This window comes from Sphingobium sp. SG1, assembly GCF_057063145.1.
Genome location: NZ_JBVVOJ010000003.1, coordinates 72,556 through 92,227, shown reverse-complemented (window position 1 = coordinate 92,227; position 19,672 = coordinate 72,556). Strand labels below are relative to the sequence as shown.

Here is a 19,672-nt window from a genome sequence, read left to right as displayed (position 1 = left end):
ATGCCCCGCACGGCCCCACCCGGCTGATGCTGGCGGACCTGCCGTGCCTGACCGAGGGGGTGGCGAACGGGCCGCAACTGGTGGCGGCGGCGAGCGGCGGGCCGGGCTGGCGCAGCGCGGCGCTCTATGCGCTGGATGCGGGCGTGACTGCCGAGCCGATCGGGCGGACGGCGCCGCGCGCGGTGATGGGGCAGATCGACGCCGCCTTGTCGCCGGGCAGCACGCTGCTGCTCGACATGGTGAACAGCCTGTCGGTGACATTGCTGGCGGAGGATATGGAACTGGCGAGCGCGGACGGCGCGGCCTTGGCGCAGGGGCGCAATCTGTGCCTGGTGGGGCAGGAACTGGTCCAGTTCGGCCGGGCGGTGCGGACGGGGCCGGCCAGTTATCGGCTGGAGGCGCTGCGGCGCGGGCTGCGCGGCACGGAATGGGCGATGGCGGGGCAGGGTGCTGGCACGCTCTTCCTGCTGATCGAGGCGGATCGGCTGGTCGATCCGCTGGCGGTGGCGGGGATGGAGGGGGATATCGGCGCGGCGATGCACCTGCTGGCGATCGGCGTCGGCGACGTGGAACCCGCGACGGCGGAAGTCATGATCGGCGGCGCGGCGCTGGTGCCGCCGGCGCCGGTGCATCTGAACGCGGCGCCGGACGGGGCGGGTGGATGGCGGATCGGCTGGACCCGGCGCAGCCGGGCGGGATGGCGCTGGACCAGCGGTGGCGAGGTGCCATTGGCCGAGGAAAAAGAGCGCTATGAGCTGCGGGTGCTGGAGGGCGATCGGCTGGTGCGGCGGGCGGAGGTGACGGAACCGGGCTGGACCTATGCTGCGGCGATGATCGCGATGGACGGGGTGAGCGAGCCGCTGAGTATTGAGGTGCGGCAGGTCGGCACGCGGGCGCTGGGGCGGTCGGGGATGATCGAGATGCTGCTGTGAGGAGGCGAGGATGACGAACGAGACGAGCGATCGCTGGGCGCTGCCGCTGCTCCATGCCGGGCAGGCGCAGAAGGAAAACATGCATAATGAAGCGCTGGCACGGATCGACATGCTGTTGCACGGGGTGGCGGAGAGCGCCGACCTGGCTGTGCCGCCGATGGCACCGGTTGCCGGGCAATGCTGGATCGTGGCGGCGGGGGCGAGCGGTGCCTGGGCCGGGCGGCAGGAACATGTCGCTGGCTGGACCGAAGGCGGCTGGCGCTTCGTTGCGCCACGCGCCGGATTGCGGTTGGCGGTGACGGATCGCGGCCATGCCATGGTGCATGACGGTACGGCATGGCGGGATGATGCGGTGCGCAGCGAAGGATTTTATGTCGCCGGCCTGCAGATTGTCGGCGCGCGCCAGCCCGCGATCGCCGGGCCAACCGGCGGCACGACCATCGATAGCGAGAGTCGTGGCGCAATTGCCGCGATATTGGCGGCTTTGCAGGGGCATGGCCTGATCTCCATGTAATTCTGGAGTATCGGCGATCTTTTCATGGAGAGGGGTAGGTATTAGCTTGGAGGCGAGCCTCGGGGATGTCCCTACTGCGTTATTTTTGCAACGGTTTCACGAATTGTGGACTTGCCATGAAACCTTCTTGCCGATACATGGTTTCAGCAGTCCTTCGTGACACTTTTGAAAGGGGAATTCAAATGCGGAAGCTTGCCCTCGCGGCTGCGCTTGCGACCAGTGCCCTGGCCACCCCGGCCTTGGCGCGCGACAACAGCTGGTATGTCGGCGTCGACGCCGGCGTAATGATCGTTGAAGATCAGGACATCACCTTCACCCCCGGTAACGGTACCGTAGCCAGCAACACCGTGGCGGCTGACTACCATAAGGGTTATGATTTCGACGCCAACATCGGCTACGACTTCGGCGGCTTCCGCCTCGAAGCCGAAGCTGCCTACAAGCGCGCCAAGGTCGACCTCGACGATAGCGGCTTCGGCGGTGCGGCCTCGGCCCTCTCGTTCATGCTGAACGGCCTGCTCGACTTCGGTCCCGATGACGGCCTGCAGGGCTTCGTCGGCGGCGGTGTCGGCGTGTCGCGTGGCAAGCTGGCCAACGACCTGGTGAACGACAGCGACACCGGTTTCGCCTGGCAGGCGATCGCCGGCGTGCGTTACCCGGTCACCAACAATGTCGACGTCTCGCTGAAGTATCGTTTCTTCAACCAGGACGACATCAAGCTGATCCCGGCCTACACCACCATCGGTGGCCCCGCCGGTTCGGAAGCCAGCACCAAGCTGCGTACGCACAGCCTGCTGCTCGGCCTGACCTACAACTTCGGCGCTCCGGCTGAGCCTGCTCCGCCGCCCCCGCCGCCTCCGCCGCCCCCGCCGCCCCCGCCGCCCCCGCCGCCGCCTCCGCCGGCGCCGGAATGCTCGCCTGGGCCGTACATTGTCTTCTTCGAATGGGACAAGTCGGACATCACGCCTGACGCCGCCACCATTCTGGACAACGCGGTTTCGGCCTACAGCGCTTGCGGCAACGCCCAGGTCATGCTGGCCGGTCACGCTGACCGTTCGGGCGCAGCCTCGTACAACGTTGGCCTGTCGCAGCGTCGCGCTGACGCCGCCAAGGCCTATCTCGCCTCGAAGGGTATCCCTGACGGCGTGATGACCACCCAGGCCTTCGGTGAATCGAAGCCGCGCGTCGACACCGCCGACGGCGTTCGCGAAGTCCAGAACCGTCGCGTGGAAATCAGCTACGGTCCGGGTTCGGGTCAGTAAGAAATTTCCGTCCTTCGGGATGGAATATGAAGAGGGGCCGGTCGCAAGATCGGCCCCTTTTTCTTGTTTTGCGTCGCGCGCGCTGGGCTGTCGTGCGTTGGCGTCTGTCGAGATCCGGGGGGACGTCCGGCATGTCATGTGCTGGGCAGCGTAGACGATCGGCGCATGGGCGGTTGATCATGTCTGTGCTCATGGCCGGCCAGCTATTTGCCGGGGAGAACCCATAACGCTGCGATCTGGATTGCTACCGGGCTGGGGCCTGACATGCGACACATCGCGATCTCAGGCTATTGCCTCCGGACGGCCCTTTGGGTCGGTGAAGGACGGGCATCAGGACGGATGCCATGCTATCTCCCTGCTTTTATTGCGAACGATATGCAGAAGGGCATGACAAACCGGATCGGATCGGCAACAAAGATGCGTCTGCCGCGTTCGCGCAGTTGTTTCCGTGATCGGGAGTTTGCCATGAAGACCGCCGCCCTGTTCCTTGCCCTGCCTTTGCTCGCTGCCGTGACGGCCTGTGCCGCGACCAGCCAGAGCGCGCCCGCCGCGCCGACCGCCAAGGCCAAGCTGGCCGCTGGCGATGGCAGCGCGCGCGGCACCGCCGTCGTGACCCAGGCGGGCGATGGTTTGCATGTCGTGGTCAAGGCGCAGGGGCTGACGCCGGGCATCCACGCGGTGCATATCCACACCACCGGCGTCTGCACGGGGCCGGACTTCACCAGCGCGGGTGGCCATTGGAACCCGACCAGCCATCAGCATGGCAAGGATAATCCGCAGGGCATGCATATGGGCGACATGCCCAACATGCAGGCCAAGCCCGACGGCAGCGGCGAGATCGAATATGTGGTGCCGGGCGGCACGATCAGCGACGGCGCGACGCCGCTGCTGGATGCGGATGGCGCGGCCATCGTGATCCATGCCCAGGCCGACGACTACAAGAGCGACCCGACCGGTAATGCGGGCGGCCGCGTTGCCTGTGGCGTGCTGAGCGTCGGCTGAGGCCTGATTGCCCCGGCGTCTGCGTCAATCGTCGCAGACGCCGGGATGACCGTCCGCGCGATAGGTTTCGACCGCGTGATAGCTCGAGCCGGCATGGCCGAGCCGGCTTTCATAGAGACTGAATTCGTCCACGGTGAAGGCGGGCGATGCAAGGCCGGCGTGCAGCGCCAGGAAAGGCGCGATATCGCCGCCGTGCCGGCTGAAGCGGGCGAGGGTGATGTGCGGCAGATAGGCGCGGGCTTCGGGCGCGATGCCGGCCGATATGCAGGCGCGATCCACCTTGGCATGGAGATGGGCGAGCGGATCGCGCGGCTGCACCCCGGCCCATAAGGTGTCGACCACGCCGCGCCGTTCGAAATAGCCGGCGCCGGCGAGCGCGATGGCGAACGGCTGGAAGCGGACGCCGGCGAGCGCATCGGCAATATCATCCGTCTGATGGCGATCCACTTGCCCGATGAAGCGCAGGGTCAGGTGCAACTGGCCATCATCCTGCCAACGCGCGCCGGGAACGCCGGCCATCTGGGCCAGAAGCTGGCTGCGGATCGTGGCAGGCGGACGGATGGCGATGAACAGGCGGTGCATGAGCGGTAGATAGGGAGAAAGGTGGCTTGCGGATAGGGGCGGGGTGGCGCGGGAGAATGGGCGCAATGTCGGCGTCGCGCTTTGACGGCTGACGACCAGAATCTGACGTTCCTAGTTCCTCCCCAAGCTTGCTTGGGGAGGTGGCAGCGCGAAGCGCTGATGGAGGGGCAATGGCGCGACCTCATCTACTTGCCCCTGCACCGCCTTCGGCGGTCCCCCTCCCCAAGCAAGCGTGGGGAGGATTTCGGACGTTCCGCTATCCACTCAACTCCGTCATCCAGCGAAGTCGAAGCGAGGCGCGTGCCTCGCTTCGAGGATATCACTGCCTTCTGGGTTCTGAGAAGAACAGAGAGATGCCAGCCTTCGCTGGCATGACGAAATAGGGGAGTGTCCGCTAGCCGCTCATCTTGGTCTTTTGATGGCTGGTGCACTCGTGCAGGCGGCTTGGCTCTAGATGTCTCGACAGGTTCGAAACGAACGGCTGTTGCTATTTTTGTCGCCTTCCTATTAACTCCGACAAATGATGAGGATGACATGGAAGGCCAGCCGCCGCGATATGCTCGCGGGCGGTGTGGCGGGGCTTGCGGCTGCTGGCGCAGTGCGGGCGGGGGCAGTTCCGGCGGAAGCGGGAAAAGCGGTGCTGGCGCCGCGTCCGCCGATGGGATGGAATAGCTGGAACAGCTTTGCCACCACCATCACCGAGGCGCAGGCGCGCGAGACCGCCGGGATCATGGCGGAAAAGCTGCTGCCCTTCGGCTATGACATCTTCACCGTGGACATTCAGTGGTATGAGCCCGAGGCGTCGAGCTATACCTACAACGCCAAGCCCAAGCCGGCGATGGACGGCTATGGCCGGATGATCCCGGCGCCCAATCGCTTCCCGTCCAGCGCCGGCGGCAAGGGCTTCACCCAGCTTGCCAAGGACGTGCATGCGCTGGGCATGAAATTCGGCATCCATGTGATGCGTGGCATTCCGCGCGCGGCGGTGGAACAGAATTTGCCGATCTTGGGGACGAAATATCGCGCGGCGGACATTGCCGACAGGAAGAGCATCTGTAGCTGGAACCCGGACATGTATGGCGTCGACATGACGCGGCCGGGCGCGCAGGCCTATTATGACAGCATCTTCCGCCTCTATGCCGACTGGGGCGTCGATTTCGTCAAGATGGACGATATGAGCCGGCCCTATGATGCCCATGCGGCGGAGATCCAGGCAGCGCACAAGGCGATCGTTGCGACCGGGCGGCCGATCATTCTGAGCCTCTCGCCCGGCGAGACGCCGGTGATGCGCGGCGATCATGTCCGCAAATATGCGCAGATGTGGCGCATTTCCGATGATTTCTGGGATGACTGGGCGATGCTGGAGGCTCAGTTTACGCGGCTGGAGAATTGGACGCCCTATCGCGGGCCGGGATCATGGCCGGATGCGGACATGCTGCCGCTGGGACGGCTGGCGCTGGGCGAACGCGACACCCGCTTCACCCCGGACGAGCAGCGGACGCTGATGACCCTGTGGGCGATCGCGCGGTCGCCGCTGATCATGGGCGGCGATCTGCGGCATCTGGATGCGGCGACGCTGGCGCTGCTGACCAACAAGGAGGTGATCGCGGTCAATCAGGCGAGTTACGACAATCAGCCTCATTATATCGAGGATGGCGGACGCATCTGGTCGGCGAAGGCGGAAGGGAGCGCGGACCGTTATGTCGCCTTGTTCAACGTCAGCGACAAGCCACGCGAGGTCTGGATCAGGCTGCGCGATCTGGGGCTGAACGGTCCGGTGGCGGTGCGCGACCTGTGGGCCGGGCAGGCCATGGGGCAGCAGGCGGACCGGATATCGGTGACGCTGCCGCCGCATGGGGCGGGCCTGTATCGGTTGAGTGCTGCCTGACTGTCTCCCCTCCCTTTCAAGGGAGGGGATCAAGGGGTGGGTGGCGAACGAAGTGAGCCTCCTGCGGAGGCTACCCACCCCCGGCCCCTCCCTGGAAGGGAGGGGAGCAGAAGGGGCTTACTTCCGGACCGCCGCGCTCTTGTCGCGGATGGCCTTGAATTCGGAGCCGGCCTTCCATTCGGGCCAACGGGCCGAGAAGGCGAGGTCGCGGCCGATGTCATACATCAGGTCCACGTCCTGCGCGGCGCCGTCCAGCTTCCATGTATCGTCGACCGCGTCGCAGGCCTGATGATAGCATTTGCCGGTATAGGCATCGATCCAGGCCTGGCCGGCGGCGCGGCCGCCATCGACCATGTCGGATGCGCCGGCGAGGCCCATCATCAGCAGCACGGGCACGCCGCGCTTGGCCATGGAGAAATGATCGGCGCGGTAGAAGAGGCCGCGTTCGGGCAGGCTTTCCTGGGTGATGACGCGACCCTGCTTGGCCGCGAACTTGGCGAGATCGTCCTCCAGCACATTCTGGCCCTTGCCGATCAGGATCACGTCCTTGGCCTTGCCGGCGGTCTGGAGCACGTCGATGGTGAGGTTGGCGACCGTCTTGTCGAGCGGGTAGACCGGGTTCTGGGCATAAAATTCCGACCCCAGCAGGCCGCGTTCCTCCGCCGTCCAAGCGGCGAAGACGATCGAACGGTCAGGGGCGGGGCCGGCTTTGAAGGTTCGGGCTATCTCGAACAGGCCGGCCATGCCGAGCGCATCATCATTGGCGCCGGCACGATAGATGCGGCCCTGCGCGTCGGGCGCGCCCTTGCCATAGGCGTCCCAATGGGCGCCATACATGACCGTCTCATCCGGGCGCTTGGTGCCGGGGATGCGGGCGATGACATTGGCGCTCTTGACCACTTCCTGGGTCACCGGGAAGGCGGCGGAGAAGTTGGCCCCCTTGAGTTCGACCGGCTTGAATTTCGCTGAGCGGGCCTGCTTGCGCAGGGCGGTCAGATCCTGACCGGCGCCGGCGAAGAGCGCCTTGGCCGCCTCGCCCTCGACCCAGCCCTGCACCTGCAGGCTGGTCAGCTTGTCGGCCGGGCGGACGAGGTCGTAATTCTCGCCGCCGGGGCTGACGACGACGTTCCAGCCATAGCCGGCGCCCGGCGTGTCATGGACGATCAGCGCGCCGATCGCGCCGTGGCGGGCGGCTTCCTCGAACTTGTAGGTCCAGCGGCCATAATAGGTCATGGTCTTGCCGCCGAACTTGCCGAACGGGTCTTCGCCCTTGGCGGCTTCAAAGTCCGGGTCGTTGATCAGGAAGACGGCGATCTTGCCCTTCAGGTCCACGCCCTTGAAATCGTCCCAGCCGCGTTCCGGGGCGGAGACGCCATAGCCGACAAAGACCATCGGCGCATTGGCGACGGCGACCTTGTCCTTGGGCTGGAGGGTGGAGAGATAAACCTGCTTGCCAAAGGTCCAGGGGGTGGCGGCGCCATTTTGCGCGACCGACAGGCTTTCCGACTGGCCAAGGCGGGTGTGGAGCAGGGGCACGGTCTGTACCCACTGGCCGTCCGGACCACCCGGTTCCAGCCCCAGCTGCTCGAAGCGGGCGACGAGATAGCCGATCGTGCGCTCTTCCCCGACGGTGCCGGGCGCGCGGCCCTCGAACAGGTCGGACGCCATGGTGCGAACCGACTGTTCCAGCTTGGCCGGATCGGTTTTCGCCGGGTCGGTCTGGGCATTGGCGGGGAAGGACAGGGTGGCAAGGCCAAGGGCCAGGAGGGGGAGGGCGTGTTTCATCCCCGTGCCTTAACCCCCGCACAGGGCGGGGGAAAGGGCCGTTTCAGAACTCGATATCCAGTTCCTCGATATCATCGGGTTCGGCGCGGGCGGCGTCGATCCATTCGCGCATCAGCGGCCAGCCGTTGATGGTGTCGCAATAGGCCGCCGACCTGGGTGAGAGTGGCACGGCATAGGTGAGGAAGCGCTGCGCCACCGGCGCGAACATGGCGTCGGCCACGGTCGGCTTTTCGCCGAACAGCCAGGGGCCGCCATAGGCGTCCAGGCATTCGGTCCAGATCGTCTCGATCCGCTCGATATCGGGCTTGGCGCCCGAGAAGATCGGGAAGCGGTCATGGCGGACTTTCAGGTTCATCGGCAGGGCAGAGCGCAGATTGGCGAAGCCCGAATGAATTTCGCCCGAGACCGACCGGCAATGGGCGCGAATGATGCGTTCGGCCGGATACATGCCGACCTGGGGATAGAGTTCGTGCAGATATTCCGCGATTGCGAGCGTGTCCCAGACGCTCGCCCCTTCATGGGTGAGGCGCGGCACCAGCACCGATGGCGACAAGAGCAACAGTTCGGCGCGATTTTCCGGATCATCGATGGCGATGATCCTTTCCTCCACCTTCAGCCCGGCAAGCCGGCACAAGAGCCAGCCGCGCAGCGACCAGGAGGAATAGTTCTTGCTGGATAGAGTGAGTTCCGCGACGGCCATCCATGCTCTCCCGATACACGGTTCCCGGCCCCCAAACGCAAAATCGCAGGGGCGGTTCCCTGGCAGACATGCCGAATGTTATTTTCCATCATTCATGATGCAGTGCAACATGAAAAGCATGTATAGCGTTTAAGGGAAGAACCGAGTCGTCTCCCCCAGGTTGAACAAGGTTGTTTTGGTAATATGCGAATGCTTTACGACGGTTACCAGGCCATGGAAGACATGCTGGCCCCGGCCCGCTTCGGGGCGCAGATGGCGCTGGCGATGCGCGACCATATGGGTCCGGTCGCCGACTGGCCGATGCCGCGCCGCATGTTCGCGCTGATGGATGTGTTCCAGGGCGCGCGTATGACCCACAAGCGCCCCGCCTATGGCATTGACCGCGTCCAGACCGGCAATGCCGAGGTCGAGGTGCGCGAGGAGATCGTGCTCGACCTGCCGTTCGGCGACCTGCTGCATTTCGTGAAGGACGATGTCGAGACCGCCCAGCCCAAGGTGCTGGTGGTGGCGCCGATGTCGGGGCATTTCGCAACCCTGCTGCGCAGTACGGTGGCGACGCTGTTGCAGGACCATGACGTCTATATCACCGACTGGAAGAATGCCCGCGATGTGCCGATGGAAGCCGGGCGCTTCGGTTTCGACGAATATGTCGATTATGTGATCCAGTTCCTGCAGGATATCGGCCCCGGCGCCCATCTGGTGTCGGTGTGCCAGCCCTGCGTGCCGGCGCTGGCCGCCGTGGCGCTGATGTCCGGGGATGAGGACGCGGCCACGCCCAAGTCTATGACCCTCATGGGCGGGCCGATCGATCCGCGCGCGGCGCCGACGGTGGTCAACGAACTGGCGAACGAGAAGCCGATCGAATGGTTCGAGGAGAATCTGATCTCCACCGTGCCGTTCCGCTATGCCGGGCGCGGGCGCGAGGTCTATCCCGGCTTCCTGCAACTTTCCGCCTTCATGTCGATGAACATGGAACGGCACGGGTCGCAGCATCGCGAACTCTATCAGCTGCTGGCCGACGGCAAGACGATCGAGGCCGATAAGATCAAGACTTTCTACCAGGAATATTTCGCGGTCCTCGACATGACCAAGGAATTCTACCTGGAAACGGTCGACATGGTGTTCCAGCGCATGCTGCTGGCCAAGGGGGAATTGACGGTCCATGGCCGGGCGGTGAACCCCGGCGCGATCCGCAAGACCGCGCTGCTGACGGTCGAGGGCGAAAAGGACGATGTCTGCGCGGTTGGCCAGACGTCGGCGGCCCATGGCCTCTGCACCGGCTTGCGGCCGCATCTGAAGCGCCACCATCTGCAGCCGGGCGTTGGCCATTATGGCGTCTTCTCGGGCAGCAAATGGGAAAAGCAGGTCTATCCCCAGGTGCGCAACATGATCCTGGCGATGAACTGACATCACCGGGAATGGATGTGAAAAAGGGGCCGCTTCCTGTGGAGGAAGCGGCCCCTTTTCGTTGGGTTGATCAGGCGGCTGCGCGATTGAGATAGGGCAGGCGGCTGGCGAGCGCCGGCGGCAGGCCGGTGACGATCGCGGCGCGGGCGCGGTGCCAGAAGGCGGAGAGCAGCAGCAGCGTGCCGCCGATCACCAGCGCGGTGAGCGCGGCGGACAGTTCGACCGCGCCGACCTTCTGGAACAGGCTGTAGAGCGCATAGAGGACGTAGGCGAGGCTGGAGACCAGCAGTGCGCGGCGGTCGATCGCCAGCGCCACCAGGCCGAAGGCGAGATAGAGCAGGATCACCAGGAAGGCCTGTCCCGCATCGACCAGCCCATGGGTGATGCCCAGCAACTGGAACAGCGAATGGGCGATCATCGGTGCGGCGGTCAGGTGCAGCCAGAAGGCAACGTCGGAGCGGCGGCTGGTGCGGCCCGGATCGCTCATGTCCCAGCGCATGGCGAGGGTGAAGATGGCGAGGCCGGCGATCAGAAGCAGGATGAAGGGCAGGGTGTGGCTGAACGGGATCAGCCACATGGCAAGGCCGCCAACGATCGCGGCCGCGCCGGCAGCACCGGCGGCGACGGTGATCGGCACCATGAAGCGGCGCCAGTGGAACCAGGCGGCGATCGCGGCGCTGAGGCCGGCGAGCGAGGCGACCAGACCCGCGCCGTCATTCTGCGCGTCCGGGATCAACGGTCCGATCAGCAGCGCTGCGGTGAAGGCGATGCCGCCGACAAAGGCGAGCAGCAGCAGGATCGAAGGCAGCGCCATGCGCAGGCGTCGCGTGAAATATTCAGCCAGGCCCCAGGCGGTGCCGGCGACGAACAGGCCGGACACGAAGGAGGGCTGGTGCGGGGTGGTGATGCCAAGGTGAACCTCGTTGCCGAGTCCCGCGACCGCGACCAGCAGGATCACCGAGGCGATGGCGACGAAAATATCGTTGAAGCCGGTCAGCAGGCGAAAATGTTCCTCATCCACCGAACTGGCGCGCAGCCGGGCGACATGGTCGCGCAGCGCCTGGGCGCTGGCGGGCGTCAGCGCGCCGGCCGCTACGGCATCTTGCAGATCGCTCTCGCTATACATTCTGGGGCACTCCTTGTCGGGCCTGGATCGGGATCATAGCACTACTGTATTGCTTGAGCAATACGGTTGATTTTGGCCTTTTTCCGGGCGCGGAGCGATGATAGCGCGGTTCGAACAGATAAAGGAGAGACCCCGATCATGACCCTGCCGGCTTCGCTTCAAGGCCGTTTGTCCCTGCCGCTGATCGGGTCACCGATGTTCATCATCTCGCAGCCGGAATTGGTGATCGCCCAGTGCCGCGCGGGCATCGTTGGCGCCTTTCCATCGCTCAATGCGCGCCCGTCCGGCACGTTCGAGGCCTGGTTGCAGCAACTGGGTGCGGAACTGACCGATCAGGATGCGCCCTTTGCCGTCAACCTGATCGTCCACCGCACCAATGCGCGGCTGGAAGAGGATCTGGCACTGTGCGTCAAATATAAGGTGCCGATCGTCATCACCTCGCTGGGCGCGCAGGAAAAGGTGAATGAGGCGATCCACAGCTATGGCGGGATCGTGCTGCACGACGTCATCAACAATGTCTTTGCCAGGAAGGCGATCGAGAAAGGCGCCGATGGCCTGATCGCGGTGGCGGCGGGGGCGGGCGGTCATGCCGGCACGCTGTCGCCCTTTGCCCTGGTCCAGGAAATCCGCGAATGGTTCGACGGGCCGCTGGCGCTGTCGGGCGCGATCGCGACCGGTCGGTCGATCGCGGCGGCGCGGATGATGGGCGCGGACCTTGGCTATATGGGGTCGCCCTTCATCGCCACGACCGAGGCGAATGCGCTCGACGCCTACAAGGACATGATCGTCGACAGCGCATCGGCCGACATCGTCTATTCCGACGTCTTCACCGGGGTGCTGGGCAATTATCTGCGCCCCAGCATCGTCGCGTCGGGGCTGGACCCGGACAAGCTGCCCAAGGCGGCCGACATGGATTTCGCCAGCCTGGCCGGCGACAAGAAGGCGTGGCGCGACGTGTGGGGCGCGGGTCAGGGCATCGGCGCGATCAAGGCGGTGCAGCCGGCGGGCGCCTTCATCGCCCAGCTGAAGGCGGAATATCAGGCGGCGGTTTCAGGCTTCATGGCCTGAGGACGCGCCTCATTCCGCCAGGAAGACACGCAGTTCCTTGACGAACATCTCGAACTGGTCGTGATGCAGCCAGTGGCCGGCATGGGGAAATTCCACCAGCCGGGCCTGCTGGAAATGGGCGATGCGGCCATCCTTGACCGGGTTTGACGCCCAGCTGTCGAGGCCAAGGCATAGCAGCGTCGGGCAGGTTATGCGGCGCCAGAAGTCGGGCAGATTTTCGTCTGTGCCGGCCTGGGGCGCGGCGCCGTGCAGATAGGGATCGAACTTCCAGCTATAGCTGCCATCCTCGTTGCGGTTCACGCCGTGGAGGGTGAGGTGCAGCGCCTGTTCGACCGACAGATGATCGTTGCGTTCGCGCATGCGGGCGACCGCGGCCTCGATCGTGGCATAATGGCGTGGTGAGCGGCGGGCATTGGTGCGGCGGGTGTCGATCCAGCCCTTCCATGTCTCTTCGGTACTGCGTTTGGCCTGTTCGGCGATGCGGTCGGGCGACAGGCCCAGCCCCTCGATCGCGACCACGCGCGCGACGCTTTCGGGGTAGAGACCGGTGTAGCGCAGGCTGATCGATCCGCCCAGCGAATGGCCGACAATGGTGACCGGCCGGCGATCGAGCAATTCGACCAGTTGGGCCAGGTCATAGACATAATTGGCCATCATGTAGGAGCCGTCCGACGACCAGCCGCTGTCGCCATGGCCGCGCAGGTCGGGGCAGATGACATGATAGTCGCGGGCGAGCGAACGGGCGGTCCAGTCCCAGCTGCGTGCATGGTCGAAACCGCCATGGACCAGGATCAGCGGCGGCGCCGACGGATTGCCCCAGTCGAGATAGTGAAGCCGCGTCCGCAGGGATGTGAAGAAATGCGATGTCGGCGTCGGCTGTGTGGCTTTGTTCATGCGATCCTGTGGAGTTGCTGGCGGTCAGGATGCAATCGCCATCGGCCATGCGCATGACGATGGCAAGACATAAGGCCAAGAAAATATGTGAAATTCTGTCACATATTGTCGGGGAAGACTTTAGGGATGGCTGTCCGTGCCGATAGGAACCAGCCGACGGAGAGCGCTGTCGTGACGGATGCGATGCACCATCATCGCCAGTTCCGCTTGGCGGAAAGGCTTGTCGAGGCGCAGGCGACGGCTGGCATCGGCGGGCAGTTCGGCATAGCCGGTGATGATGAGCACGGGCAGGTCGGGATAGGCCTGCTCGATCGCGTCGGCCAGTTGCGCGCCGGTCATGCCGGGCATGGCATGATCTGTGACGACCAGGTCGATGCGCCCCTGCTCCAGCATGTGCAGCGCTTCCCGCCCCGATCCTGCCTGGAATACGGTATGGCCCATCGTTTCGAGCATGCCGGCGGTATTGGTCAGCACCAGATCGTCATCATCGACCGCCAGGATGACCAGCGGTTCGGTTTCCATATCGTCCGGTTCGCACGGGATAGCCGTCCGCTCGTTGCTGGCGTCGGTCAGGGCGACGGGTAGCCAGATGGATACGCTGGTCCCCTTGCCGGGCTGGCTGGCGATGGTCATCGCGCCACCACATTGCTGGGTGAAGCCGTGGATCATCGACAGGCCAAGGCCGGTGCCCTTGCCCACCCCCTTGGTGGTGAAGAAGGGTTCGCGGGCGCGGGCCAGTGTCGCCTCATCCATGCCTTCGCCTTCGTCCGTGACCGTAAGGCGGATGAAGCTGCCCGCTGCGAGATCGGGCTGGTCGCCCAGCGCCAGGGTGATCTCGCTGCCCTCGATCAACAGGCGGCCCCCGTCGGGCATGGCGTCGCGCGCATTGGCCGCCAGATTGATCAGCGCCAGCTCCAGTTGGGCCGGGTCGGCATGAGCCGGCCGCAGCGGCAGCGGAAAGCGGGTCTCGATCGCCACGCTGCTGCCGATCGTGGTCTTGAGCAGATCGGCCATGCCGTGGATCAGGCCGATGCAATCGACCTGTTCCAGCTTGAGTTCCTGCTTGCGGGCAAAGGCGAGCATCCGCTGGGTCAGGGTGGCGCCGCGATCGGCGGCGGTCATGGCATTGTCGAGATAGCGGCTGATATCGGCGCCGGCCGCAAGACGCTGCCGCGCGAGATCGAGGCTGCCGACGATCACGGCCAGAAGATTGTTGAAATCATGGGCGACACCGCCGGTCAGCTTGCCGATGGCGTCCATCTTCTGGCTCTGGAAGATCGCCTCGCGCGCCTGCTCCAATGCCTGGGCCGCCTGGCGCCGTTCGGTAAGATCGCGGGTGATCTTGGCGAAGCCCAGCAGTTCGCCGGCCGGATCGCGGATCGGATCGATCACGACGCTGGCCCAGAAACGGGTGCCATCCTTGCGGATGCGCCAGCCCTCCGCCTCGAACCGGCCTTCGCGCTGGGCGGTGTCGAGCGCACGGGAGGGGAGGCCCGCCATGCGGTCTTCCTCCGAATAGAAGCGGGCGAAATTCTGGCCCATAATCTCTTCGGCGCTATAGCCTTTGAACCGTTCGGCACCGCTGTTCCAGCTGGTGATCGTGCCGACCGGATCGATCATGTAGATGGCATAGTCGGTGACGCTCTGCACCAGCAGGCGGAAGCGTTCCTCGCTGCGGCGCAGTTCCTCCTGCGCGGCGCGGCGTTCGGTCAGGTCGCGGGTAACTTTGGCAAAGCCGAGCAGATGGCCGGCGGGATCGCGGATCGGATCGATCACCACATTGGCCCAGAAGCGGGTGCCATCCTTGCGCAGGCGCCAGCCTTCCGCCTCGAACCGCCCTTCGACCTCGGCGGTGCGCAGGACGGCAGCGGGCACATGGGCGACGCGGTCCTCCTCCGTATAGAAAGCGGAGAAGTGCTGGCCGATAATCTCGTCGGCGCTGTAACCCTTGATGCGCTGCGCCCCGCTATTCCAGCTGACGACGAAGCCGGCCGGATCGAGCATGAAGATCGCATAGTCGGTGACGCTCTGGACCAGCAATTCGAACCGGTTGACCGGCTGACCTGTCTCTGTCGTCCCCATTTCCGCCCCTGACATTTTCGATCCTGTATCTTTGCCTATGGCAAACGCGGCATAATGCAATCTGTTCCGCCATATGGGACGGGATCGCAACGGCTTGACTTCATGGGGCAGGGCCCGCACGACGCTGCTTCAATCAGAGAGGATCACATGGCAAGCGACGCGACTATCACCGTCATCGGCGAGGCAATGCTGGAACTGAGCCGGGGCAGCGGCGATGGCTGGAACCTGCGCTATGGTGGCGATGTCATCAACACTGCGATCCACCTGGCCCGTGCGGGTGACAAGGTGCGCTTTGCCAGCGCGATCGGCGCCGATCCGATGAGCGAGGATTTGCGCAAGGCTTGGGAAGCGGAAGGGGTCGATACCGGCCTGCTGATCGGCACGCCCGGCCGGACCACCGGCCTCTATGCGATCGAGACGGATGAGACCGGCGAGCGCAGCTTCCATTATTGGCGCGGCGAGGCCGCGGCGCGGGCGATGTTCGACCTGCCCGAAAGCGGCGCCATGGTTGATGCAGCCGCCCAGTCGGACCTGCTCTATTTTTCGCTCATCACCCTGGCCATCCTGCCGGACGCCGGGCGCGAGGCGCTGCTGGCACTGTGCAAACGGGTGAAGGCAGGGGGCGGCCGGATCGCCTTCGACGGCAATTATCGGCCGCGCCTGTGGAGCGACGCCGCGACCGCGCGGGCCTGGCGCGACCGGGCGATCGCACTGTGCGACATCGGGTTGCCGACCCTGGCGGACGAAGTGGAAATGGGCGAGGCGGATGATGCCGCCGATGCCGCTGCCCGCTGGGGCTTGGGCGAGGGCCGCGAGATCGTGGTCAAGCTGGGCGCCGAAGGCTGTCTGGTCGGTGGCGCGCTGGTGCCGCCGCCGGCGCGCGTCGATGTCGTGGATTCGAGCGGCGCGGGCGATGCATTCAACGGCGGCTATCTGCATGCGCGGCTGACCGGCGCTGCGCCGGCCGAGGCGGCATTGGCCGGGCACCGTCTGGCCGGCTGGAATATCGGTCGGCGCGGTGCGATCCCGGCGCGCGACGCCGATGCGCCTTATGGCCAGAAGGTGCCGGCCTGAGCCGGGAGCGATCGCACGGGGCGTGGCCTGTGGTCCTGCCCTGTGCTAGCGCGCTGACATGACGATCGGGGATGCCGCATCGGCGGGCGGGCGCGACGAAGGATCGGGTCGCCGCCGCCAGATATTGGAAATTGCCGCGCAACTGTTTGCGCGCAAGGGCTATCGCGGCACGTCGATGCGAGACATTGGCGAGCAGGCCGGGGTGCTGGGCGGATCGCTCTACCACCATATCAAGTCGAAGGACGCGCTGTTCGTCGAACTGCATAATGGCGCGCTGGATGCGGCCGAGGCGCGGATCGCGGCGGCGGTCGCGACACAGGCCGATCCCTGGGCACGGCTGGAGGCGGCCTGCGCCAGCCTGCTGGATATCCAATTGGCGGCGGATTCGCTGACCATGCCGATGATGAATGATTTTCGCGCGGTGCCGGACCCGGTGCGCGACCAGCTTGTCGCGCGCCGCGACCGGTTCGAGCAATTGTTTCGGGATCTGGTGGCGGCGCTGCCGCTGCCGGCCGACATCGACCGTTCGCTCTATCGCACGTTGCTGCTCAGCCAGCTCAATTCGGCGGCCGACTGGTATCGCGATGGCCGGCTGACGCGGGCGCAGATCGCCGCGCAGATCGTCGCCATTTTTCGCCACGATCGGTTATAGTCAGGGCATCAGCGGCGCGCGTCCCAGCGGCAAGGATGCCGTGTGCGTTTGACTGTAACAGATGTTTGGTATAGCTGATCCGCAGCAAATTTGGAGAGGTTCGATGTACAGCTATGTTCCGCCGATCGACGATTATCGCTTCCTGCTGAGCGAGGTGCTGGGCTTCGACCAGGCGATGGCGGAACTGAACAAGGATGTTGACGCCGACCTGGCCGTGACCGTGCTGGACGAAGCCGGGCGCATGTGCGCCGAGCGCCTGGCGCCGCTCAACCGCGAAGGCGACGAGCATGGCAGCCAGTTGATCGACGGCGCGGTGCGGACGCCGCCCGGCTTTGCCCAGGCCTATCGCGACTTTGCCGATGCCGGCTGGGCGGCGCTGTCGGCCGATCCCGACCATGGCGGTCAGGGGTTGCCCTTCATCCTGCAACTGTGGCTGGACGAGATGCTGTCGGCCGCGAACCTGTCCTTCGGCCTGTTCCCCGGCCTGACCCGTGGCGCTTGCGAGGCGATCGCCGCCCATGCCAGCGAGGAACTGAAGGCGACCTATTTGTCGCGCATGGTGAGCGGCGAATGGACTGGCGCGATGGCGCTGACCGAAAGCAGTGCGGGCACCGACCTTGCCCTGCTGAAGACCAAGGCCGAGCCGCAGGACGATGGCAGCTATGCGGTGACCGGCACGAAGATCTTCATCTCGTCGGGCGACCATGATTTTGGCGGCAATATCGTCCATCTGGTGCTGGCGCGCCTGCCCGACGCACCGGCCGGGGTGAAGGGGATAAGCCTGTTCCTGGTGCCCAAATTCCTGCCCGGCGCGGATGGCGCCTTCGATCAGCGCAACAGCATGTCGGTCGGCGCGCTGGAAAAGAAGATGGGCATCCATGCCCAGCCGACCTGCGTCATGAATTATGACGGCGCGACCGGCTGGCTGGTGGGTGAGGCGCATCGCGGCCTGGCCGCCATGTTCACGATGATGAACGCCGAGCGGCTGATGGTCGGCATCCAGGGACTGGGCATCGCTGGCGCTGCCTATCAGCAGGCGGCGGGCTATGCCAAGGAACGGCTGCAGGGTCGCAGCGCGGACAATGCGCGCGCGCCGGTGGCGATCATCGAACATGCCGATGTTCGCCGGATGCTGCTCAATATCCGCAGTTTCGTGGAGGCCGGGCGCGCGCTGGCGGGCTGGACCGCGCTGCAGCATGACCGATCGCAGCACCACGCCGAGGCCGGCGAGCGCGCCAGGTCCGACGCGCTGGTGGCGCTGCTGACGCCGGTGGTGAAGGCATCCTTCACCGATTTCGGGTTCGAAAGCGCGGTGCAGGCGCAGCAGGTCTTTGGCGGCCATGGCTACATCCGCGAATGGGGCATGGAACAATATGTGCGCGATGCGCGCATCGCCCAGATCTATGAAGGCACCAATGGCGTGCAGGCGGCGGACCTGGTCGGGCGCAAGCTGCCTATGGCGGGCGGCGCGGTGGTCGAAGGCTATTTCGCCCTGATCGCGGCCGATGTGGAAGCGGCCGGTGGGAGCGTGATCGCACGAAGCACCTGTACGGCGCTTGACGCGCTGCGCACGGCGACGGCGGCCCTGCAGGGCGCGGACACGGATGCAGCCGGCGCGGCGGCGGTCGATTATCTGCGCCTGTTCGCGCTGGTGTCGATGGGCTGGATGTGGACCCGGATGGCGCAGGCGGCCGCGCAGGGCGACAGCCCGCTGCATCAGGCGAAGCTGAAGCTGGCCGACTATTTCGCGCTGCGCGTCCTGCCGCAGGCGCAGGGCCTGGCCGCCACGATCGCCGCCGGTGAAGCGTCGATCATGGCGCTGGAGATCGACGCCTTCTAATCGCGCACCATCAACACGTCGCAGGGCGCGCCTTCGAGCAATTCGGAGGCGCGGCTGCCGATCAGCGCATGGACGAAGCCGCTGCGACCATGGGCGCCCAGCACCAGCAGGTCGACATCGCGCTGTGCGATCAGGGTCGGCAGCACCTCGCTGGCGCGACCTTCGATCAGTTCGACCTGGAACGGGCGGGCGTGGCCGGCCAGTTCCGGACGAGCGGCAAATTCGGCGCTTTCCCGTTCCGCTTCCGACCGGGCGAAGGCCAAGGTCTGGTCGGGATCGAGGCGGGACGGGAAGCCGCCATCATAGACATGGACCAGATCGAGCCGCGCCTTGGGGAACAGCATCGCGGTCATCTGCACGGCATGGAGTGAACAGTCGGAAAAATCGGTCGCGATCAGGATGCGCCGATAGGGATGGCGCGGCCGTTCCTTGACCACCAGCACCGGCACGGGCGAACGCCGGACCAGATAGTCGACCGCCGTGCCTAGGATGAAGTCGCCGACATGATTGTGGCGCGCCGGGCCGACGACGATCACCGCGCTGCCCCGCTCCTTGCCCAGTTCAGCGATGGTTTCGGGCGCACGGCCCTGAATCAGCACCGGTTCGACCGGCGCGGCGACGCCCTCGGTCAGCTTGGCGATGACCCGTTTGGCTCGATCGGAGGCGCGGGCGACATGGGCGGCATCACCCTTGTCCAGCGCATGGGCGACGAGCAGCGTGCCGCCAAGGTCGGTCGCCAGTTCGACGGCCCGGTCAAAGGCCCGGTCGCTGCGGGCGGTCAGATCGGTGGCGATGAGGATGGTTGGCGGCACGAACATCTCCCTCTTGTGTCGGGCGGTGGCTAAGCGCTTGCAAGACAAAGCCTAT

Annotated in this window: 17 protein-coding genes; 10 read left to right on the top strand and 7 right to left on the bottom strand. The window is 65.5% G+C overall.

The annotated features are described in order from the left end of the window. Positions 1–26 precede the first annotated feature (26 nt). From AC0KVN_RS08385 to AC0KVN_RS08370, 4 genes are all read left to right on the top strand, one after another. A complete protein-coding gene (locus AC0KVN_RS08385) occupies positions 27–932 on the top strand; it encodes a GTA baseplate fiber-binding domain-containing protein (protein WP_435566902.1) in 906 nt (301 codons plus the stop codon). A gap of 10 nt (positions 933–942) precedes the next feature. Continuing rightward, entirely contained in the window at positions 943–1,446 is a 504-nt protein-coding gene (locus AC0KVN_RS08380) for a DUF2793 domain-containing protein (protein ID WP_435566651.1), read from the top strand. A 182-nt stretch (positions 1,447–1,628) separates the two neighbouring features. Beyond that, positions 1,629–2,705, top strand: coding sequence for an OmpA family protein (locus tag AC0KVN_RS08375; protein ID WP_010338218.1), 1,077 nt, complete (start codon positions 1,629–1,631; stop codon positions 2,703–2,705). Between the two features lie 465 nt (positions 2,706–3,170). After that, complete coding sequence (locus tag AC0KVN_RS08370; RefSeq protein ID WP_048939630.1) at positions 3,171–3,707, top strand: superoxide dismutase family protein; 537 nt, start codon at positions 3,171–3,173, stop codon at positions 3,705–3,707. 24 nt (positions 3,708–3,731) lie between these two features. Here AC0KVN_RS08370 and thpR read toward each other — a convergent pair whose 3' ends face one another. Then, positions 3,732–4,289, bottom strand: coding sequence for an RNA 2',3'-cyclic phosphodiesterase (gene thpR, locus AC0KVN_RS08365; RefSeq protein ID WP_483656059.1), 558 nt, complete (start codon positions 4,287–4,289; stop codon positions 3,732–3,734). A gap of 529 nt (positions 4,290–4,818) precedes the next feature. On the opposite strand from thpR, the gene AC0KVN_RS08360 reads away from it, so the two are divergent. After that, positions 4,819–6,177: a glycoside hydrolase family 27 protein gene (locus AC0KVN_RS08360; protein ID WP_435566649.1), complete on the top strand. Its 1,359-nt coding sequence runs from the start codon at positions 4,819–4,821 to the stop codon at positions 6,175–6,177. A gap of 117 nt (positions 6,178–6,294) precedes the next feature. Here AC0KVN_RS08360 and AC0KVN_RS08355 read toward each other — a convergent pair whose 3' ends face one another. Next, a complete protein-coding gene (locus AC0KVN_RS08355; protein ID WP_435566648.1) occupies positions 6,295–7,962 on the bottom strand; it encodes a M28 family metallopeptidase in 1,668 nt (555 codons plus the stop codon). A 43-nt stretch (positions 7,963–8,005) separates the two neighbouring features. Continuing rightward, a complete protein-coding gene (locus tag AC0KVN_RS08350; RefSeq protein WP_004207782.1) occupies positions 8,006–8,662 on the bottom strand; it encodes a glutathione S-transferase in 657 nt (218 codons plus the stop codon). Positions 8,663–8,845: 183 nt separating this feature from the next. Here AC0KVN_RS08350 and AC0KVN_RS08345 point away from each other — a divergent pair, with 183 nt between their 5' ends. Next, positions 8,846–10,069, top strand: coding sequence for a polyhydroxyalkanoate depolymerase (locus AC0KVN_RS08345; RefSeq protein ID WP_435566647.1), 1,224 nt, complete (start codon positions 8,846–8,848; stop codon positions 10,067–10,069). Between the two features lie 70 nt (positions 10,070–10,139). Here AC0KVN_RS08345 and AC0KVN_RS08340 read toward each other — a convergent pair whose 3' ends face one another. Beyond that, positions 10,140–11,195: a hypothetical protein gene (locus AC0KVN_RS08340; RefSeq protein WP_037522627.1), complete on the bottom strand. Its 1,056-nt coding sequence runs from the start codon at positions 11,193–11,195 to the stop codon at positions 10,140–10,142. A gap of 138 nt (positions 11,196–11,333) precedes the next feature. Between AC0KVN_RS08340 and AC0KVN_RS08335 the strand changes: the two genes are divergently transcribed. Next, positions 11,334–12,263, top strand: coding sequence for an NAD(P)H-dependent flavin oxidoreductase (locus AC0KVN_RS08335; RefSeq protein WP_017502408.1), 930 nt, complete (start codon positions 11,334–11,336; stop codon positions 12,261–12,263). 9 nt (positions 12,264–12,272) lie between these two features. On the opposite strand, the gene AC0KVN_RS08330 is transcribed toward AC0KVN_RS08335, so the two are convergent. Both AC0KVN_RS08330 and AC0KVN_RS08325 read right to left on the bottom strand, forming a co-directional pair. Next, positions 12,273–13,157 (bottom strand): alpha/beta fold hydrolase, encoded by an 885-nt coding sequence (locus AC0KVN_RS08330; RefSeq protein ID WP_434405847.1) that lies wholly within the window; start codon positions 13,155–13,157, stop codon positions 12,273–12,275. Between the two features lie 120 nt (positions 13,158–13,277). Further along, entirely contained in the window at positions 13,278–15,239 is a 1,962-nt protein-coding gene (locus tag AC0KVN_RS08325; RefSeq protein WP_483656058.1) for a hybrid sensor histidine kinase/response regulator, read from the bottom strand. 147 nt (positions 15,240–15,386) lie between these two features. Between AC0KVN_RS08325 and AC0KVN_RS08320 the strand changes: the two genes are divergently transcribed. The 3 genes from AC0KVN_RS08320 to AC0KVN_RS08310 all read left to right on the top strand — a co-directional run bounded on the left by AC0KVN_RS08320 (position 15,387) and on the right by AC0KVN_RS08310 (position 18,805). Then, positions 15,387–16,313, top strand: coding sequence for a sugar kinase (locus tag AC0KVN_RS08320; protein WP_435566645.1), 927 nt, complete (start codon positions 15,387–15,389; stop codon positions 16,311–16,313). A 58-nt stretch (positions 16,314–16,371) separates the two neighbouring features. Then, entirely contained in the window at positions 16,372–16,965 is a 594-nt protein-coding gene (locus AC0KVN_RS08315) for a TetR/AcrR family transcriptional regulator (RefSeq protein WP_004207775.1), read from the top strand. 103 nt (positions 16,966–17,068) lie between these two features. Further along, complete coding sequence (locus AC0KVN_RS08310; RefSeq protein ID WP_435566644.1) at positions 17,069–18,805, top strand: acyl-CoA dehydrogenase family protein; 1,737 nt, start codon at positions 17,069–17,071, stop codon at positions 18,803–18,805. On the opposite strand, the gene AC0KVN_RS08305 is transcribed toward AC0KVN_RS08310, so the two are convergent. Continuing rightward, positions 18,802–19,623 (bottom strand): universal stress protein, encoded by an 822-nt coding sequence (locus AC0KVN_RS08305; RefSeq protein WP_435566643.1) that lies wholly within the window; start codon positions 19,621–19,623, stop codon positions 18,802–18,804. The genes AC0KVN_RS08310 and AC0KVN_RS08305 overlap by 4 nt on opposite strands. Positions 19,624–19,672 lie beyond the last annotated feature (49 nt).

Bases quoted from the DNA above. Each gene is read 5' to 3' on its own strand.
- AC0KVN_RS08385 (WP_435566902.1), top strand. From the start codon at position 27: ATGCTGGCGGACCTGCCGTGCCTGACCGAGGGGGTGGCGAACGGGCCG.
- AC0KVN_RS08380 (WP_435566651.1), top strand. From the start codon at position 943: ATGACGAACGAGACGAGCGATCGCTGGGCGCTGCCGCTGCTCCATGCC.
- AC0KVN_RS08375 (WP_010338218.1), top strand. From the start codon at position 1,629: ATGCGGAAGCTTGCCCTCGCGGCTGCGCTTGCGACCAGTGCCCTGGCC.
- AC0KVN_RS08370 (WP_048939630.1), top strand. From the start codon at position 3,171: ATGAAGACCGCCGCCCTGTTCCTTGCCCTGCCTTTGCTCGCTGCCGTG.
- thpR (WP_483656059.1), bottom strand. From the start codon at position 4,289: ATGCACCGCCTGTTCATCGCCATCCGTCCGCCTGCCACGATCCGCAGC.
- AC0KVN_RS08360 (WP_435566649.1), top strand. From the start codon at position 4,819: ATGACATGGAAGGCCAGCCGCCGCGATATGCTCGCGGGCGGTGTGGCG.
- AC0KVN_RS08355 (WP_435566648.1), bottom strand. From the start codon at position 7,962: ATGAAACACGCCCTCCCCCTCCTGGCCCTTGGCCTTGCCACCCTGTCC.
- AC0KVN_RS08350 (WP_004207782.1), bottom strand. From the start codon at position 8,662: ATGGCCGTCGCGGAACTCACTCTATCCAGCAAGAACTATTCCTCCTGG.
- AC0KVN_RS08345 (WP_435566647.1), top strand. From the start codon at position 8,846: ATGCGAATGCTTTACGACGGTTACCAGGCCATGGAAGACATGCTGGCC.
- AC0KVN_RS08340 (WP_037522627.1), bottom strand. From the start codon at position 11,195: ATGTATAGCGAGAGCGATCTGCAAGATGCCGTAGCGGCCGGCGCGCTG.
- AC0KVN_RS08335 (WP_017502408.1), top strand. From the start codon at position 11,334: ATGACCCTGCCGGCTTCGCTTCAAGGCCGTTTGTCCCTGCCGCTGATC.
- AC0KVN_RS08330 (WP_434405847.1), bottom strand. From the start codon at position 13,157: ATGAACAAAGCCACACAGCCGACGCCGACATCGCATTTCTTCACATCC.
- AC0KVN_RS08325 (WP_483656058.1), bottom strand. From the start codon at position 15,239: ATGGGGACGACAGAGACAGGTCAGCCGGTCAACCGGTTCGAATTGCTG.
- AC0KVN_RS08320 (WP_435566645.1), top strand. From the start codon at position 15,387: ATGGCAAGCGACGCGACTATCACCGTCATCGGCGAGGCAATGCTGGAA.
- AC0KVN_RS08315 (WP_004207775.1), top strand. From the start codon at position 16,372: ATGACGATCGGGGATGCCGCATCGGCGGGCGGGCGCGACGAAGGATCG.
- AC0KVN_RS08310 (WP_435566644.1), top strand. From the start codon at position 17,069: ATGTACAGCTATGTTCCGCCGATCGACGATTATCGCTTCCTGCTGAGC.
- AC0KVN_RS08305 (WP_435566643.1), bottom strand. From the start codon at position 19,623: ATGTTCGTGCCGCCAACCATCCTCATCGCCACCGATCTGACCGCCCGC.